The organism is Bradyrhizobium sp. CIR18, assembly GCF_014198295.1.
Lineage (GTDB): Bacteria > Pseudomonadota > Alphaproteobacteria > Rhizobiales > Xanthobacteraceae > Bradyrhizobium.
The window spans coordinates 99,526-116,772 of the sequence record NZ_JACIHF010000011.1 but is presented as its reverse complement, the minus strand read 5'-3'; the positions used below and the strand labels follow the sequence as shown (position 1 = coordinate 116,772).

Annotated in this window: 14 protein-coding genes and 1 pseudogene; 7 read left to right on the top strand and 8 right to left on the bottom strand. The window is 62.6% G+C overall.

The annotated features are described in order from the left end of the window. The first annotated feature begins 599 nt into the window (after positions 1-599). The 5 genes and pseudogenes from GGD65_RS28575 (at position 600) to GGD65_RS28555 (ending at position 4,826) form a co-directional block, all read left to right on the top strand. Entirely contained in the window at positions 600-842 is a 243-nt protein-coding gene (locus GGD65_RS28575) for a type II toxin-antitoxin system VapB family antitoxin (protein WP_312017735.1), read from the top strand. Next, positions 839-1,244, top strand: a pseudogene (locus GGD65_RS28570) (type II toxin-antitoxin system VapC family toxin). Before GGD65_RS28575 ends, GGD65_RS28570 begins: the two are co-directional and overlap by 4 nt. 752 nt (positions 1,245-1,996) lie before the next feature. Next, positions 1,997-2,470 (top strand): hypothetical protein, encoded by a 474-nt coding sequence (locus tag GGD65_RS28565; protein WP_183237354.1) that lies wholly within the window; start codon positions 1,997-1,999, stop codon positions 2,468-2,470. Positions 2,471-2,580: 110 nt separating this feature from the next. Further along, the gene (locus GGD65_RS28560) at positions 2,581-4,179 is read left to right on the top strand and encodes a M48 family metalloprotease (RefSeq protein WP_183237353.1); all 1,599 of its coding nucleotides are present in this window, start codon (positions 2,581-2,583) and stop codon (positions 4,177-4,179) included. A 233-nt stretch (positions 4,180-4,412) separates the two neighbouring features. Beyond that, on the top strand, positions 4,413-4,826 hold the full coding sequence (locus tag GGD65_RS28555) for a hypothetical protein (RefSeq protein WP_183237352.1): 414 nt from the start codon (positions 4,413-4,415) through the stop codon (positions 4,824-4,826). Between the two features lie 447 nt (positions 4,827-5,273). Here the strand turns inward: GGD65_RS28555 and GGD65_RS28550 are convergent, their stop codons facing one another. The 6 genes from GGD65_RS28550 to GGD65_RS28525 all read right to left on the bottom strand — a co-directional run bounded on the left by GGD65_RS28550 (position 5,274) and on the right by GGD65_RS28525 (position 11,478). Beyond that, positions 5,274-6,023: a phosphorylase gene (locus GGD65_RS28550; protein WP_183237351.1), complete on the bottom strand. Its 750-nt coding sequence runs from the start codon at positions 6,021-6,023 to the stop codon at positions 5,274-5,276. After that, positions 6,020-8,017, bottom strand: a complete 1,998-nt coding sequence (gene shc / locus GGD65_RS28545) for a squalene--hopene cyclase (protein WP_183237350.1) — start codon at positions 8,015-8,017, stop codon at positions 6,020-6,022. Before shc ends, GGD65_RS28550 begins: the two co-directional genes overlap by 4 nt. 64 nt (positions 8,018-8,081) lie before the next feature. Further along, positions 8,082-9,338 (bottom strand): hydroxysqualene dehydroxylase HpnE, encoded by a 1,257-nt coding sequence (gene hpnE / locus GGD65_RS28540; RefSeq protein ID WP_183237349.1) that lies wholly within the window; start codon positions 9,336-9,338, stop codon positions 8,082-8,084. Further along, a complete protein-coding gene (gene hpnD / locus GGD65_RS28535; RefSeq protein WP_183237348.1) occupies positions 9,338-10,177 on the bottom strand; it encodes a presqualene diphosphate synthase HpnD in 840 nt (279 codons plus the stop codon). Before hpnD ends, hpnE begins: the two co-directional genes overlap by 1 nt. Further along, positions 10,167-11,051, bottom strand: a complete 885-nt coding sequence (hpnC, locus tag GGD65_RS28530; RefSeq protein ID WP_179733952.1) for a squalene synthase HpnC — start codon at positions 11,049-11,051, stop codon at positions 10,167-10,169. The genes hpnD and hpnC overlap by 11 nt, the downstream gene beginning before the upstream one ends. 193 nt (positions 11,052-11,244) lie before the next feature. Then, positions 11,245-11,478, bottom strand: a complete 234-nt coding sequence (locus tag GGD65_RS28525; RefSeq protein ID WP_018315694.1) for a hypothetical protein — start codon at positions 11,476-11,478, stop codon at positions 11,245-11,247. A gap of 460 nt (positions 11,479-11,938) precedes the next feature. Here GGD65_RS28525 and GGD65_RS28520 point away from each other — a divergent pair, with 460 nt between their 5' ends. Further along, a complete protein-coding gene (locus GGD65_RS28520; RefSeq protein WP_018315692.1) occupies positions 11,939-12,436 on the top strand; it encodes a hypothetical protein in 498 nt (165 codons plus the stop codon). 92 nt (positions 12,437-12,528) lie between these two features. Beyond that, a complete protein-coding gene (locus GGD65_RS28515; protein WP_018315691.1) occupies positions 12,529-13,362 on the top strand; it encodes a hypothetical protein in 834 nt (277 codons plus the stop codon). Here GGD65_RS28515 and GGD65_RS28510 read toward each other — a convergent pair. Both GGD65_RS28510 and GGD65_RS28505 read right to left on the bottom strand, forming a co-directional pair. After that, on the bottom strand, positions 13,328-14,596 hold the full coding sequence (locus tag GGD65_RS28510; RefSeq protein ID WP_183237347.1) for an MFS transporter: 1,269 nt from the start codon (positions 14,594-14,596) through the stop codon (positions 13,328-13,330). The genes GGD65_RS28515 and GGD65_RS28510 overlap by 35 nt on opposite strands. 226 nt (positions 14,597-14,822) lie before the next feature. Then, complete coding sequence (locus tag GGD65_RS28505; RefSeq protein WP_018315688.1) at positions 14,823-17,189, bottom strand: RND family transporter; 2,367 nt, start codon at positions 17,187-17,189, stop codon at positions 14,823-14,825. Between the last annotated feature and the right edge of the window lie 58 nt (positions 17,190-17,247).

Here is a 17,247-nt window from a genome sequence, read left to right as displayed (position 1 = left end):
TTGCTGTTTCGTTTCGCCCTGTGAAAGACCAGAGGGCGCAGGGAAGGCCGGGCGCCGGCGGCACCCGCGGTCCGCGTGCATGGAAAAACGCACACGGGGTGGACTACAGGCGTTGCCGGTCGCCCGGCCTTCCCTGCGCGGATGGTTTTAACGGTGTCCTTCGTGCTCTCCTCGGGGAGCGATGCACTGTTGCCCCCGTCGCCTTGCGGATGACCGATGCGCGTGCCCGGTCGGGCCGCCGCATCACCGCTAGGCTTGACGCCAGCCTGCGGGCGTCAGGACCACACGACTTCTCCGTCCGCGGACGGTTTGACCTGATCGCCGAGAGCTAGCGTGTGCTCGCCCCCGGACGACGACCAAAACCGCTGTGACCGCGCCGTTCGTCCCGCGTCGCGCATGACTCACGGTTGCCCGCCCTGTCCCCGCCTTCCGCGCCGGCGCTGCCGCGTCCACCGCACCCCGACCCGCATCTCGTGACGATCGCGAAGCGCCCCTCTGGGAGGGCCGGGATAAGCGCTCTATGCCATAAATCCGAAATTCGGTAAAGTAGAATGTTTTTGTGGGGAGGGGTTGACGGGTTTGGGGTGCTTTGCCCGACGGTGTTCAAGTCCGGCAATTCGCAGGCGGTCCGGCTGCCGAAGGATTTTCGTTTTGCGGTCGAGGAAGTCGAGGTTTCACGCGAAGGCGATGCCGTGATCCTGCGCCCCGAAGCGGAGTGCCACCGGCCCCTGGGCTTCGCTTCGAGCGGCCGTGGCGCGCGGTTCAGCCCCGACTTCATGGCTGAAGGCCGAGAGCAGTCCGACGAGCAGGCGCGCCCAGCTCTTGACCGAGCGTTTCGATGACGAAATGGCTGCTCGACACCAACGCCGTGATCGCGCTTGTCGCACGCCGGTCAGAACCTCTCCTGCGCAGAGTCGAAGCCAGCGAGCCTGGCGCGCTCGCGATCTCGGCCATCGTTGCCCACGAACTCTACTTCGGCGCCTACCGCAGCCAGAAGGTCGAATTCAACCTCGAAATCCTTCGCCTTCTCTTCACAGATCTTGAAATCCTCGACCTCAACCAAGAGGACGCGAGCCGCCGGCGAGATCTGGACGGAACTGGCGCGGCGCGGCATACCCATCGGCCCCTACGATATCTCGATCGCCGGGCAGGCGATGGCGCGCGGCCTGCCGCTCGTCAGCAACAACACTGCCGAATTTCAGCGCATCGCCGGATTGCGGCTGGAGGACTGGACGAGGGACTGATGCTCGCAGGCATTGGCGTGACAGCCTGCAAAGCGCGAACGGCGTCAACTAAGTGCAATGTCACCGTAATATTGAGACACTCCTCGTCCATCGCGGCGGCGCTGAACCAGCCTACAAGAAATGTCCGGTCGCGCCTGGGTGATCGCGGCATGGCTGCGGTGGAGGCGCGCGAGCGCACGGAGCCCGTCGACGTCGGACGGCACTAGGATGAGGTGCAGTTCGCCGCCCCAACAGGCCGCGATAGAGCGCATAGTCGCCCCCCTCGAAGAACGTACGACCGCGACTGTTGCCATGCTGGGTGACATGAGATGGCCGGGAACGACGTCACGGGCAAGACGAGCCAAGCTGCGGCAGCCGTCGGCGTCAGTTTAATGCACTGTCACCGTAATTCGTCATTACCACGGTTTATCGTGGGCGTGGAAAACGTCGCCAATTCAGCGCTGCAACCCAAGCCGATCAACGATCGCATTCATACACCAAAGGGATGCCTTTTGTCTTCCGCGGACTTGGCGCGATATTCGATCTCCGTCAGCAGCCGAAAAAGCCCTGTCGCTTGGCTAAACTTAAGGAGAGCCAGGAGAATCATCAATAATCAGAGAGAGGTAGAGAACCATCTGTGCGATCGATAAGGCGCGAAAGGTCCTGAGTATCGGCAGCCCCCTCAGGCTCATAGCGCTAGTAAGTCGCACCAATCGGGGTTGCATAAGCGCCAGATCTTCCTTTAAGTTGTGGCCTTTTAAGGGAGTATTCTGTTGCAAGAATTCGAATATGAAAATCTTGCCCGCGATTTCGGTAGAAATCTGACAGGCGAAATAGCACCCCTTGAAACACCTTTCTTCGATGAGATTATTGATGCTCATCAGCGTCCAAAATCAGTGCGCAGAGATCGAACGCTAGCGTTTGGTGTATCGGCGGAAGGTGGCGTTGTTGCAGTAGCACTTTACGAAATTGGCAAAGTCGCATTGCAAGCTGTTTGGAAGGCCGCAGAGCCCGTCTTGAGAGGCCTGGCAGACGACGCTGCGAAACAATTCCGAGAGAGCTTCGGCAAAAAGCTCAAGCTGTGGATTGAGAGCAGGCTCTCTAGCCCTCCTCCATTCGCGCTTAAGCCCGATGCCCTGAACGCCCTGCTGGACGCTGCCAAGAGGATTTCGGTAGAGCAGGGATTGGATGAAGTTCAATCGATCCGAATTGTTCAAACGCTTACAAGATCATTCGGGCAGCAATGACTTCGGTCCCACGGCTGAATCCTGCCCAACTGCCTAGTGCCACCAGAGCTCGATTTGCCCTGCTCATCTCGCTTGCTGCACTTTTAGCGTTTACGAGCGGAGAATCATGGGTGCTGCGAAGTTCTCTTCCCTTCACGTCTCAGGCGCCATCGTTCAGCACCATTGAAGGGGGGAGCTTTGCTACATTCGTGCTATTTCTATTGGCGACCCTTTTATATCTCCTCCACCCCGTGAAGCGGAGAAACTCCTTCGGGCCTGCGCGTGAGTTAGACTCAAATGATCCGGTCGCACTTAAGATTCAAGAATTATGTCAGGGATTGGGCGTTGCGACACCCGTGTTGCTGATGGATCGCGATATTCGAAACCACGATGCTCTCGCGTTTGGATTGCCTTGGAAGAAATACCTCTTACTTGGACGCGGACTGCTCCTTTTGCGGATCAAACAGCCCGATGCGTTTGATGCCCGTATAGCGCACGAAATTGGCCACATCAAAAACGGCGACCTTGCAATAACTTTCTTCGCGCAAGCTTTAGTGGTCGCATCTGCTGTCCTGCTGATTGCTACGGTCGCGCAATATTTGTTCATGAACGTCGCTATGAATTATCAAAGTTGGCTAACTTGGAAAGCCGCAGGCCAACCTTTCGGGGCATTCATCGCTGCTCAGATTCCACCGCTCAAAGCTAACTTATTACTTTTAGCTATTGCAGTTCTGAAATCCTGCGTATGGGCTATCCTCCTATTTGCCGAGCACCGAAGTTTTTTGCGTGTTCGCGAACTTTATGCGGATAGCGCGTCAGCGGCGACTGTTGGTGCGCCATCAATGCTAGGAGCGCTGGGAGGCGAGAAAAGAGTCCACTCCTTGTTGTCAAGATTGTTTGCTGCTCACCCCGGCATAGCCTCCCGGCGCGCGGCCGTGGAAGCTCCAGTGACCATTATTGCGCCAAGTCTTTGGGGGATATTCTTCTTGGGCTATGTGATTGGCTTGACTCTAGCTGTGATCCGGACTCTTCGTCTCGAAGACTTCGTTTCCGCTGCTCTTATCGATGCACCCCCTCCATCGAACTTCCTTGAAATGTCGCAGCTGGTCTATTCCTCTCCTAAATTGCTGGCGCTTTCTGTTGTACTAAGCTTGATCATGTTTCCAATAGCCATCGCGCTAGGGTCTGTGATGTTCCGTTGTGGAGGCGTAATTTCACTTGGAAGCATGCGAACACGAAGCACCCTCTTTCATGTTTTTGCTATTTGGTTAGCAATTGCACTGGGGTGCTGCATTGGTACCAGAGTTAATCCAGCCATCATCGACTTGATTTGGAATCCTGGCGCTGTGACTGAGGTGGCTAAGCTGATGGCCAGCGACCTCGTACTGACAACAATTGGTGCGTCGATCATTCCATTGGGAATCGCGGCGTGCGGGCTGTTGCTTTATCGTCTATTTAGAACCTCGCATGTTATGGCTCCGTCCAAATTCGTCTGGTTTGCGATGGGCGCTTGCCTAATGGCTTTTTTCTACTACTTCTTTGCTGGAGTTGGAGTTTACTTTAGCGGAGCGCCGCCGTCTGCTGTTCTTGTTTTCGAGGGGCTCGCTGTAGTGTTTTTTGTTTGCTCCTATCTGATCGCACGACGTACTATATCGTTGCGACCCACCCCGACTGCACCGCTCGCTCCTTGGCTATTCTCTGCAGCGCGAATTGCGGTGACAGTGCATTAAATGATCATTCGTCTCCGTGCACGGCTTGGGCCCGCACTTGGCTGACTTGATGACGCGACCGGTCTGGCGTTCGATTGGGGCGAGTAAACGGTTGTCTCCAAGCGGGCGGCCGATGCTCTCTGCGGAGCGCAAGGCACCAGGATGAGATGCACGTGGTTTGGCATGAGGCACTAGGCCTACACCTCGACGCCTGCGCCCTTGCAATTCGTCGCGAGAAGGTCGCGGTACAACGCATGGTCGCCGTCCTCAAGGAACGTGCGCGCCCGGCCATTGCCACGCTGGATGACATGGTAGGGATGTCCAGGAATGACGACACGGGCAAGACGGGGCCATGTGGCGTCATGCCTGCGAAGGCGGGCGACGATTTAGTGCACTGTCACCGTGATTCCCGGGCCCTTTTTCTTTTGTTCACACGCGGGATCACAGGCTGCGGAATGCGGGAGGCGCTTGAAAAAATCGAGAGCGGAAATGCCCGACAGCGGATCGATCTTTCGATGACGCCCTCGATGAATTGCGTCAGGCAAACATGGAGAATGTTCGTAGTCCGGACTGCGGGCCTCGTTCACGACAACAGTCCAATCGGCTGCAGCGCCACTTGTGAGCCAATGGATGACATCTCCATTGTCCGTGATGCCTATCGGCAATAGCCCGCCTTCAATTGGGTACAGCTCGAACGGGACCCGTTCGCCGAACGTGTCCTGCAAAGCATGCAGCACGTCCAACTGCCGTCTGGACTGCTGCGGCAGATTCAGCCCGGGTCTTGTGGCCTGCGATGTCACTATATGAGCAGCGCCCGGCGCAGCAGCGAACGAAAAGGCCCACGAACTTGGTGAGCTCTCTCCAGCTCCGTAAATGCATCATTCTCGTAATAAAAACGAAAGCCGCGAATAGTTCGTCCGGGTAGCGTCAGGCTTTTGCCGGCGCGCATTGAATACGATGTCTTGCAGGGTCGTTACGGGCTTTCGTCCGCCGCTCCAGATCTGTCTTCCACCCACCTGGTCGGGGTGAAGCGAGTTCAGAATCGGGCCAAAAAACAGATAGGGCCCGGACGCCAATGGCGACCGGGCCCTATCTTTATCGATCGAGCAAGCCGCTCACGCCGCCTTCGACACCAGCGCCTCGCTCTCGATGAGCTCCGTGCCGATCAAATAGTCGCGGCAGCCGCGCAGCGAGCGCAAAGCGCGGTTGAAGTCGATGCCGGTCGAGACCAGCGCATGCAGCGTTGCCGGATTGCGCACGATGCCGCGCAGGACGGCCGCGAGGTCGATCTGGCCGTTCGGCTTGATGGCGGCGCGGGCGAGCGCGGGCAGCGCGCGGTGGGCGGGATCGCTGATGACGCGGACCGCGGCAAACGGCAAGCCGGCCTCGGCGGCGTAGGCGGCGGCGATGTGGCTTTCCATGTCAACGGCCGAAGCGCCCGTCTCCGAGTGCAGCGCCGCCTTGCAGGCGCGCTTGGTGACCACTTCCTCGGCACCGGCGAGGCTGCCACGCACCACGCGGCGACGGCCCGAGGTCAGGCGGTCGATCAAATCGTCGCCGAGCGAGAGCCCTGCGGCCCAACGGGTGTCGCCGTCGAGCACCTCGGTCGCCAGCACGACGTCGCCGGAGCGCAAGCTCGGGTCGAGCCCGCCGGCCACGCCGAACGAGATCACGCCGCGAATCGTCTCCGGATCCACCACCGTCAGCAGCGCCCGCAACTGGGTCGGGCTGCTGGACGAACAAATAACCGCCATTCCGGGCCCGGCTGCGATGCGGGCCTCCTGAACCAGTCCGGTCACGATCAGTATCGGCCGCGGGTCGATGGCATTACCCGCGGTAAGATAGTCCCCCGTCCCCAAAGTCACATTCCGACCCCTACCACCCTGCTGTTGGTGTTCCGCAAGTTCCGATACCGCGCCAACGCCCACAGCGGGAAGAACTTCGGGTAACCATGATATCGCAGATAGAATACACGCGGAAAGCCTGTGGCGGTGTACCGTTGCTCGTCCCACAGTCCTTTTTTGTTCTGTGTTGCAATCAGGTACTCCACCCCGCGGGCGACGGCCGGGTGATCAACCTCGCCTGCCGCCATCAGGGCAAGCAAGGCCCATGCCGTTTGCGAGGCGGTCGAGGGGGCGGCCTCCCATCCCCGGTAGTCGAGGCGGTAGCTGACGGCGTCCTCGCCCCAGCCGCCGTCCTTGTTCTGGATCGAGGCCAGCCAATCCGCGGCCTTGCGAATCATGGGATCCCCGTGGTCGACCCCGGCCATGTTGAGGGCGCAGAGCACCGACCAGGTTCCATAGATGAAATTCATGCCCCAGCGGCCGTACCAGGACCCCTCGGGGTGCTGGGTCTTCCTGAGGTAGGCGACCCCGTCGGCCACGTGCTTGCTGGTCTTCTCGGTCTCGCCAAGCTGGGCCAGCATCGAGATGCAGCGCGCCGTGACGTCCTCGGTCGGCGGGTCGAGCAGCGCGCCGTGGTCCGAGAACGGGATGTTGTTGAGATAGTATTCGAGATTGTTGACGTCGAAGGCAGCCCAGCCGCCATCGTCGCTCTGCATGCCCTCGATCCACTCCCGGCCGCGGTCGATCGCGGCGTCGTAGCCGGTCGCACCGTGCTCCCGGCGCATGCGGTCCATCGACATCACCACCACAGCGGTGTCGTCGAGATCTGGGTAATGAGCGTTGTTGTACTGGAAGGCCCAGCCGCCCGGACGCACGTCGGGCCGCTTCACGGCCCAGTCGCCCTTCAGCTCGAGCTCCTGCTTCGGGATCAGCCAGTCGAGGCCCTGCTTGGCCGCCGGCACCGCCTTGTCGCCGCCAGCTTCCAGCAGCGCATGCGCCGTCAGCGTCGTGTCCCACACCGGCGAGACGCAGGGCTGGCAATAGGCTTCGTCGTCTTTGATCACGAGCAGCTTGTCGATGCCCCGGCGTGTGATCGCGCGCGGCGGGAAGTTCTCGTCCTTGCCGAGCGCGTCGTACATCATGACGATGTTGGCCATGGGCGGGTAGATCGCGCCCATGCCGTCCTCGCCGTTGAGCCGCTCCTCGGTGAAGGCGAGCGCCGCATCGATGGCGCGCTTGCGCAAGGCCTTCGGGAACATCGGCTCGATCACGCGCAAGACGGCGTCGAGAGAGCGAAACAGCAGGAACCAGGCGATACTCTGGTGCGGCGCCTTCGCAGTCATGCCGATCGAGCGCGGATCCTGCAGGAACAGCTCGTCGATGCCGACGCCCTTCGGATTCTTGGCGAGCGGCTTCAGCGCTGCGAGCACCATCAACGGCACCATCGTGGTGCGCGCCCAGTATGAGATCTTGTTGAGGTGGAACGGCGACCAGAATGGCAGCAGCACGATCTCGATCGGCAGCACCGGCACCGCGCGCCAGGTGACGACGCCAAACATCGCAAGCAGGAAACGGGTGAAGACGTTGCTGTGAATCGCACCGCCGCGGGCGTGAATGGCTTCGCGCGCGCGCACCATGTGCGGGGCGTCGACGGAATCGCCAATCATCTTCAGCGCGAAATAGGCCTTCACGCTGGCGCTCATGTCGAACTCGCCGTCATGCACCAGCGGCCAGCCGCCATGGGCGCCCTGCACGCGGCGCAGATAATTGGCGATCTTGGCTTCGAGCACGGCATCGACCGGCTCTGCCAGATAGTGGCGCAACAGAACGTATTCGGCCGGAATCGTGCAGTCGGCCTCGAGCTCGAACACCCAGTGGCCGTCCGCCTGCTGGAAGTCGAGGACGCCCTGTGTCGCCGATGCAATGCTCGATTCCAGGATGCCCGATTGCAAGATCCCTGGTTGCAAGGTCCCTGGTTGAAGGGCTTCGCGGCTGGTCGCGTTCACGGAATCCATCTCGCTCGATTGCTCCGATAGTCGATTGAAATTGGCCGGGACGTCTGCCCGTCAGGGCCGCCTTTCAGGATCCTTTGGCGGCGAGAACCAGATCGGCGGCGCGATCACCGGATCGAACCGATCCCTCGATGGTTGCAGGCAATCCCGTAGCAGTCCAATCCCCCGCGAGGAACAGGTTTTTCAGCGCAGTGACCGGCCCCGGACGCAGGGCATTCTGCGCCGGCGTCGCCGCAAATGTGGCACGACGCTCGCGCACGATCTGCCAGGGGGGCAATTCGCCGGATACCCCGCCGGCCTTGCAGACGTCGTTCCAGATCGCCTGCGCGAGTTCCTCGCGCGGCATGTCGACCAGCCGGTCACCGTTGCTGATGGTGACGGACAGCCGGTTCGGGAACGCGAACAGCCATTCCACGACGCCGCCGATCACGCCCAGAATCGGCGCCGAACCCGCCGACGGTGTGACCCGGAAATGCGCGTTCACGATGGCGCGGAATTCGGTCGGCGTCTTCACGCCCGGCAGCAGGCTCGCAGCAGCGCGCGGCGGCACCGCCATCACGACGACGTCCCCCTCCCCGATCTGAACGACATCCTCGCCGCCGAAATTCAGCGCGCTGGCCTTGCCGTCAGTGCTGGTGAAGGACCGCAGCTCATGGCCCAGCTGCACGGTATGGTCACGGTCCTGCAGGAACTTCACGGCCGGCTCGATCAGCACGGCGCTGAGACCATCGCGCGCGATCAGGGGACGGCAGGCCTGTCCGCCGGCAAGCAACGTCTCGCGCACGATGGCGCCGGCGAGGCCAGCCGAGCCCTCGGGCGGATCGACGTTGAGCGCCGCGAGCAACAGCGGCTGCACCAGACGCTGATAGAGCACGCCTTCGCAAGGAATGGATTTGCCGACCAACGTGTCTTCCGACGCCCAGATCAGCGGCGCCAGCTTCAGATAATCGGTGAGGCCCGTGTCGGGCACGCGGCGGCCTTCGTCGAGCACCCAGGTGGGCAGACGACCATTGCCGAGATCGATCTGCCAGCGCTGCCCGGTCTTGACGTCGACGAAGGGAAACTGCGCAGTTTCAGGACCGACGAGGCCCGCCTCGGTGCCGATCGAACGCGCATAGGCGCGCGCGTGGCTATTGCCCGACAGCAGCAGATGATTGCCGTTGTCGATGGTGAGATTGGTGGCGCCGTCGAAATAGGAACGGCAACGGCCGCCGGCCTGCTGCGTCGCCTCGTGCACGGCGACCTTGAAGCCGGCATTGGCGAGCCGCACGGCGGCGGAAAGGCCGGAAATCCCGGCGCCGATGATGTGTGCTGTCTTTTGCATCAGATGAAAGCGTAGCGGAGCAGGATCAGGATACGTGTGATCTTTGACACACGCACCGGCTGGCGCGGCGCGTTGAAGCCGCGCGCAATCAGGAGATCCAGAATGGAATGATAGTACTTCGACATGATCCGCGGCGCGCGCACCGTGCGGCGCTTGTTGCGGTTCATGATCTCGTCCGACTTCTCGAAATGCGCTTTCGCACGCTGCGTCAGCGGCAGGCAGACCTTGGGCAGCGCGCGCTCGGTGATCACGCGGTTCGGATCGTCGGAGGTGATGCCGGCATGCAGCAGCGCCTCGCGCGGCAGATAGAGCCGGCCAAGGCCAGCGTCTTCGTCGATGTCGCGCAGGATATTGGTGAGCTGGAGCGCGCGGCCCAGATGATAGGCGAGCTGGATGCCGTCTTCCTCGGGCAGGCCGAACACCCGCACCGACAGCCGTCCCACCGCGCTGGCGACGCGATCGCAATACAGATCCAGCGTCGCCATGTCGGGCGCGCGGATGTCCTGCGGCACGTCCATCTCCATGCCGTCGACGATGGCGAGGAAATCCTCGCGCTTGAGGCCGAAGGTCTTCACCGAGCCGACGTAGTCCTTCAGCCGCGGCGGCGGATTGCCCTGATAGAGCGCGTCGATGTCGTTGCGCCATTGCTGAAGCGCGGCGAGCCGCTCCGCGCGAGGGCCGTCGGAATCGGCGATGTCGTCGACCTGGCGGCAGAAGCTGTAGATCTGGAACATCGCTTCGCGCTGGTCATGCGGCAGGATGCGCATCGCGGCGTAGAACGAGCTGCCGGATGCGGTCGAGCCATAATTGGCGCCGGGCGAGGTCGCCTCAAGCGTCATGTGCAGTCCCCGGTCTGGAAATGGCCTTGCGTCCGATTGCGCGGCGGCCGGCCTCGCCGATCATTCCAGCAAGGCTGAAGATGAGCAGTTCGAACTTGTTCAGGTGCACCCGCTCGCGCAGGGGATCGCGCACCTTCAAGAGGCGCACGATGCGATCGGCATAGGCCTGGATCACCGCGACGTCGACGCCGAGGCGGAAATCCCGGATCTCCGCGGCCAGCGACCTGCCCTCGTCGAGCAGCGCTTCGTTGCGCGACGCAAGCGCCTGCAGGCAGGCCAGCATCGCCGGCGGCGACTGCGAAAGCCCGAGTTGCTCCACGGAGGCACCGTGTGCTGCCAGCGCATCGCGCGGCAGATAGACGCGGTTGAGCTCGCGGAAATCCTTGCCGCAATCCTGAAGGTGATTGTTGATCTGCAAGCCTGCGCAGAGCGCATCCGATGCGGCCCAGGTCGAGGTGCTCTCGCCGTGGACATCGAGCATGAAGCGGCCGACCGGCATCGCCGAGTAACGGCAATAGTGGATGACCTCGTCCCAGTTCTCGTAACGCAGCTTGGTCACGTCCATGCGGAACGCGATGAGCACGTCGAGCGCATGGCGCGGCGCCATGCCGCGCTCGGCCAGGGCACGGCGCAGGATGACGGCCTCAGCCTGGGTCTCGCCCTTGCCGAGCAGCTCCGCCTCGAGCAGGTCGAGATAAGCGAGCTTCTGGTCGGGCGGCAGGGTCGCGTGATCGGCAATGTCGTCGGCGGTGCGAACGAAATTGTAATACGCCAGGATCAGGGCGCGATGACGCGGATGAATGATCCAGGACGCGACGGGAAAATTCTCGTCGCGGTCACCCTTACCGGATCGCAATTCGCTCGCAGAGGTCATCGAGGGCTGGTTTACAATCGTTTGGACAGGAAGGGCTTCTTCGCTCGCGCGGGCTCATGCCGGCGATCCGCCGCGGCCCCCATATAGGGGAATACGGCCGCAAAACCAATCCTGTCTCTCGATGGCTGCCCCTTGCGGATCGGGCCCGAAAAGGCGGCCCGGAGGCCGCCTTTTTGTAGGCCAGTGGCCGAGCTTACTGGTTGTGGGTCTTCAGGACCTGGTCGCAGGCCTGCGAGATCTTGGCCCGGTTCTCCTTAAGGCAGGCCAGGATGGTGAAATCGCCCTGGTCGATGACCGGACGGCAGAACTTCTGCACGTCGCGCGTGCAGGCCTTCTGCTCGGCGTCCGTGCCACGGCCCTGCTGGGCGAACGCCGCCGTCGAAACAGAAGCCGACAGCAGGGTGAGAGCGACGAGAAGCTTACGCATTGTATTCCTTCATTCTGACGGCAGAATCGCACCGGACCCGGACTGCACAGGGCGGACGACCGGAACGGATTGTTCTGATGGCATGTCGCCGCGGGAGGTGCGGCCTCAGAGAAGGCACAAGCACTGGCAAATGCGGCCAAATTGGCGCCACGCCCACCAAATCAGGTCTTCCCTGCGCCTTCATTGGCAGATGTAAGAGATTGATACTACGTCATAATTCGGAAGCATTGCGTTTTACTGCATACCTGTTGCAGAGCTGCATCTGTCCGCCCCGCCTTTCCCGCTGGAAACACGCAGAAACAGGGCAAATCGACCGGTCCAGGACTGGCGAGAGGCGTCGTGAACCGCCATCTCTGGCGGTCGGGCTTTGAACCTGACACTGGCTCGGAGCACTAAACTTTCGATGTGGCGAGACGTTATCGCGCGTAAGCGGGCGTCGTTCCAAAACGGGATATTTGAGATGAAATTCTTTGGGCGATCTGGACTGGCAATCAAGGCGGCCGGCATCGGAGCGGCGCTGCTCTTCTCGGTTTCGGCAGGTCACGCTCAGTCGTCCGGCCCCTTTGCCGGTTTCGACGGCGCGTGGACCGGCACCGGCACGGTATCGCTGTCCGACGGCTCCACCGAGCGCATTCGCTGCAAGGCCGACTACAAGGTCGCCGGCAGCGGCCTCAATTTGAAGCAGGCTCTGCACTGCGCGTCCGACAGCTACAAGTTCGACCTCACCAGCGACGTGACGAGCCAGGGCGAGCGCATCTCCGGAAACTGGAGCGAGTCCAGCCGCAACATCTTCGGCAACCTCCAGGGCACCGCCGGCGGCGGCCAGATCGACGTGTTCGTCGAGGCCAACGGCTTCGCCGCCAATCTGTCACTGCGCACCAACGGCACCAAGCAGACGGTGCAGATCTCTTCCAAGGGCGAGATCCGCGGCGTCAACATCACCATGACGAGGAGCTGATTTCGTCCGGCTTCAATGGAATCATGGCCCCCGGTTCTCGCGAGCCGGGGGCTTTTTGCTGACATGAACTCACCCGGAACGGACTTGCCGAGATGGACCCGATACGCAGGCATCTGCTCAAGGCCGCCGGGCTCTTCGTGGCCTCTCGCGCCTTCGCCAATGATCAGCAGGGAGCGAACATGCAGCCTTCGTCCGTGAAGCCGCGTCACGTGCTCTGCTTCCTCGGCAGGAACGACAGCCTGCTGCGACCGCCGAAGGCGGTGGCCAAAACCATCGCCGATTTCGGCTTCGAGATCGACCGCAGCTATTCGCAGGCAAAACCCGATCCGCACATGGAGCGGTCGTTCGGGGTGTGCTGGGACCGCGTCTTTCCGAAGGCATGGTCCGCGGCGGACGAGGCGGCGGTCGCCAATCACAAGGCGGTGCTCTACGTGCTGAGCCCGCGGATGGATCAGGAGAAGACCGCTGCCGGTTCGGCCGCAGCGCTGCAGATCGTGGACGAGATGTTCGACGCGGGCGCGGTTGCCGCAAAGGGCGAAAGCGCCGGCGTCGCACACGGCGTCGCGCGCTGGCGCAGCCTCGCCGATCAGGCGCGCAACGGCGCGAAGACGGACCAAGGCCTTCGCATGACGCCCGCCGTCGCCAAGGCCTGTCGCCTCGCCTTCGCCAAGCGCCCGCTCGCCGGCGATCGCTACTTTGAGAGCGTCGGCTATCACCTCGTCGGCCTGCCGGAGGTCTATGTCGCGAAATCGCGCGGCAACGAATGGTCCGCGGTGATGCTGATGGAGGAGATCGCCAACGCCATGGCCGAGCGCGGGATCGATGCAACGCTGCGCGATCGCAAGCTCATGCTGTCGCACGAGCAGGACTACGCCGAGAGCGATTTCAAGTTCAATCCGTACGGGATCGTTCGGATCGACGCGTGAGCGGGACAACAGCGACCAGCAGCCCGAGCAGTCCGTAGGCGCCCGCCAGGACCAGGATCAGGCCGCTGTCGCCGGCAGTGTCGACGGCAGCGCCGGTGAGCGGGCCGCCCAACATTCCGCCGATGCCGCTGGCGAGCGTGAAGGCCGCACTGCCCGCCAGCAAAGTCGGGCCGCCGAAACGATCGCCCAGCTCGGCAAGCGCGACGGTGGTGACGCCGTATGCGCTCGCGCCCCAGACGAACAGCAGTATGAACAGCATGAGCAGTCCCTGCTGGACGGCAATGACGAGCAGGACAGCGCCGGCTGCGGTCGCGGCTGCACACCCCAGGAGCACGAGCCGTCGCGGACACCGGTCCGCAAGCCAGCCGATCGGAATTTGCAGAAACACGTTGCCGCCATTGAGCACGGCGAGGCCAATCGCCATCGCCTGCTCGGAATAACCGTTCCTCATCCCGAAAGCCGGCAGAAAGCTCAGCGTGGCATGATCGAACAGGGCAAAAGTCGCGACCGCCGCGAGAAGCACGGGCGCGCACGGAATGAAGCTCGTGATCGGCGTGCGCTCCTTGACGGAGAACCTGGGTAGCCGCGTCGCGAAGATGGCCGTGATCAGCGCAGCGGCGAGCAGGGCCAATATGCCGACCGCGAATGGCCGCCACCCCGAGGAGCCCGTAAGCGCAAGCGCGAAGGGCCCAAGCGAGAAACCGGCGGCCAGCACGGCCGCATAGAGTCCCATGACGCGGCCGCGATAGACCGGCACGGCGATCTCGTTCAACCACGCCTTGTTGACGATGTAGAAGCCGCCGATGGCGAGACCAAGCACAAACCGGGCCGGAAACCAGATCCATAGCGTGCGAAAGACCATCATCAGGGCGAGTGCTGCGGCCGCGATCAGGGCAAGCCCAACGGCAGCCTTGTAGGCACCCGCTCCCTGCACGAGACGCGGCACGCAAAGCGCGGAGCTCAAAAGCCCGATCGGCATCATCGCGGCATTGGTGCCGATCAAAAGGCCGCTGAATTGCTCGCTCTTGAGAACGAGAGCGAGCAGCGGCGACGACAGGCCGACCGCGACCGCGAACACGCCCACCGTTGCGGTCACGAGGGCGACCTTCGCCCAATCTGGCGCGGACGCGCCAGGTCCGGCCGTTCGAGCCAGGCTGGCAAGAGTCGGATCCGGCGCCTCGACGCTGTCGATGCCACCTCCAGACGCCGCCTCATCAGCCGGCTCAGCGCGCATGCGCCCATCCTCAGAGCTGAGGCTGTCGTCGAAGTTTCTCAACGTGCCATCGTTCGCACGCTTGTTTGTTGGAACGACAATATCAGCTGGAGCCGTTCACAGCTCTGGTTGAACAGGCCGGCACAGCAAAGGTTCGTTCAGCCGTGAAGAAAAGATCGGCAGTTCCGCGCGGACGCGGGTGGGCTCTCCCGGAATCGTGCGGATGCCGTGGTGTGGGCGATGACGACTAGATCGCCGGCTTGTCGGTCCCCTGCAGCTTGGCGTGCAGATTGATCAGCCACATCGCCGTCGGCCGCAGGATGAAGAGGTCGGCGACCAGGGCCATCACCATCGAGAACGCACTGAGCCAGCCGAACAGCCGCAGCGACGGCAGGTCGGAGAACACGGTGACGACGAGGCCGCAGGCCAGCACCACCGTGGTCAGGATCAGCGCCGGGCCGACCAGCACCGTCGCCCGCTCCACCGCGAGCGCGGAGCCGACACCCGGCTTGCTCTCGAGCCGGAGGCGGTTGAGGAAGTGGATGGTGGCGCTGAGGCCGAGACCGAACGAGACCGTAAGCGCGACGACGCTGGCGAATTGCAGGCCCTCGCCCATCGCCCACAGCACCGTTCCCGACATCACCACCGGGAAGATGCCCGGCAGGATGCAGGCGAACATCACCACCCAGGAGCGGAAGGCAAGGCCGATGAAGATCGCAACCAGCGCGAATTCGACGGTGAGCCCGCGGTTCAGCTTCTCGATCATGCTGGCCGAGTTGCGCGCGGCGATCGCGGCAAGGCCGGTCACCGCGACCTCGTAGCCCGGATGCTTCTTGCGGACGGCGTCGAGCTCGGCATCGAGCTTGTCGACGATCGGCAGGAGCTGGCTGGAATCCTTGTCCGGCACGCGGCCGGCGACCACCACCGCGTCCTGCTCGGCATCGATGAAGCGCCGCACCAGATGCTCGGGAATGACGCTGACATATTCCTTCAGCGTAGCGACGTCGGCGCTGCCGGCCTTTTCCGCAAGCCAGCGGCGCAGGGTCTCGACCGACCAGACATTGCCGACACCGGCCGCCTTCTCCACGGTCGCATGCACGTCCGCGATGGTCTGCAGAGTCTCCGGCGAATAGAGCGATTCACCCTTGGGGAACTGAATCAGCACATTGACCGGGTTGGCACCGGTGAGCTTGGCATCGAGCCGGTTGCTGGCAGCGACCGCCTGACGCTTGTCCGGCACCTGGTCGGCAAGCCGGTAGCGCGGCTCCAGATTGGCGTAGATGACGCCGAGGCCGCCGACGAACAGCACCGCGATCAGGCTGAACAGCCCGGGCCGGCCCACCATCCGCACCGCGATCCAATAGCAGAAATTGCGCAGCGCCTGAACGCCGGCATCCGCGCTCTGGAATTTGACCGCGAACGTCTTCTCATTGCGCACGAGCAGCACGCCGAACACCGGCACCAGCGACAGCACCGCGACCAGCGCGATGATGGTGGCGGCGAGGCCCGCCTCGCCGAACTTGCGGATCAGGTCGGAGTTGGAGAACTGCAGCGCGATGAAGGAAATGCCGGCGGTGCCGTGCGTCAGCACGCAGGCCGGGCCCACCACCAGCACCGCGTTCTTGAACGCGGTGAACTTGTCCTGGCCCGCGATCAGCCGGTCGCGCGCGGCGAAGGTGAGCTGCATCGAGTCCGAGAAGCTGATGACCATGATGAGCGGCGTCATCACGTTCAGGAACATGTTGAGATTGAAATTGGCCCAGCCCAGCGCGCCGAGCGCCAAGAGGATCGCGATCATCGGCGGGAACGCCGCGGCGACCATGAACGAGATCTTGCGGAAGAAGATGATGGCGATGATGCAGCCGGCGAGGATGCCGAGGATGTTGTAGGTCAGCCCGTCGCGCTCGACGGCGTTGCGGATCTCGAGCTGCATCACCGGCACGCCCGAGAGCTGCACATTGAGCCCGGTGTCGCTGAGATCCTCCTTCATCAGCGCGCGGATGTCGCCGACGGTCTTGGTCAGCTTGCTGGACGCCACCACCTCCGGATCGAGCGACAGCACGACGAGCGCCAGCGTGCCGTCTTCCGACAACAGCTTGCCGCGGATGATCTCGTTGTTTTTGACGGTCTCGATGAACTTGTCGTAGTCGGCGCCTTCGGGCAGCTCGGCCGGGAACAGCGCCGCCGGCAGCTTGCCCGGCGCCGGCGCCTGGCGTGCCGAGAACAGCGAGACCAGCCCGCGCGTGCCTTCGACCAGCTGCAGGTCGGTGATGAAGTCGCGCAGCTTCTCCAGGTTGTTCCGGGCCAGCAGGTTCTTGCCCTCGACCACGACGAGGACGTCGAATTCCTCGGCCGGGAACTTCTTGGTCACCTCTTCATATTGGTGGAATTCGCGACTGTCGGAGCGAAACAGCTGCGACAGCGAATCGTCGATCTTGATCCGGTGGATGCCGAAGACCGCGCCGACGATCAGGACGAGCAGGACGATGCAGGAGACGATCGGCGCCCGGACGGCGATCAGCCCGATGCGCTCCAGCCCGAAGGCGATCGAGGACGTAGGTCCCTGCTCGACCTTGTCGACATGAACCTCATTCTCGCTGTGCTTTTCGAGCATGCCTTATCCAGTTCCTAAATCGGCTCGGTCTGAGAGCTTATTGCGCCCCGCGAACGGC

Bases quoted from the DNA above. Each gene is read 5' to 3' on its own strand.
- GGD65_RS28555 (WP_183237352.1), top strand. From the start codon at position 4,413: ATGGTCGCCGTCCTCAAGGAACGTGCGCGCCCGGCCATTGCCACGCTG.
- shc (WP_183237350.1), bottom strand. From the start codon at position 8,017: ATGGATTCCGTGAACGCGACCAGCCGCGAAGCCCTTCAACCAGGGACC.
- hpnE (WP_183237349.1), bottom strand. From the start codon at position 9,338: ATGCAAAAGACAGCACACATCATCGGCGCCGGGATTTCCGGCCTTTCC.
- hpnD (WP_183237348.1), bottom strand. From the start codon at position 10,177: ATGACGCTTGAGGCGACCTCGCCCGGCGCCAATTATGGCTCGACCGCA.
- hpnC (WP_179733952.1), bottom strand. From the start codon at position 11,051: ATGACCTCTGCGAGCGAATTGCGATCCGGTAAGGGTGACCGCGACGAG.
- GGD65_RS28525 (WP_018315694.1), bottom strand. From the start codon at position 11,478: ATGCGTAAGCTTCTCGTCGCTCTCACCCTGCTGTCGGCTTCTGTTTCG.
- GGD65_RS28520 (WP_018315692.1), top strand. From the start codon at position 11,939: ATGAAATTCTTTGGGCGATCTGGACTGGCAATCAAGGCGGCCGGCATC.
- GGD65_RS28515 (WP_018315691.1), top strand. From the start codon at position 12,529: ATGGACCCGATACGCAGGCATCTGCTCAAGGCCGCCGGGCTCTTCGTG.
- GGD65_RS28510 (WP_183237347.1), bottom strand. From the start codon at position 14,596: ATGCGCGCTGAGCCGGCTGATGAGGCGGCGTCTGGAGGTGGCATCGAC.
- GGD65_RS28505 (WP_018315688.1), bottom strand. From the start codon at position 17,189: ATGCTCGAAAAGCACAGCGAGAATGAGGTTCATGTCGACAAGGTCGAG.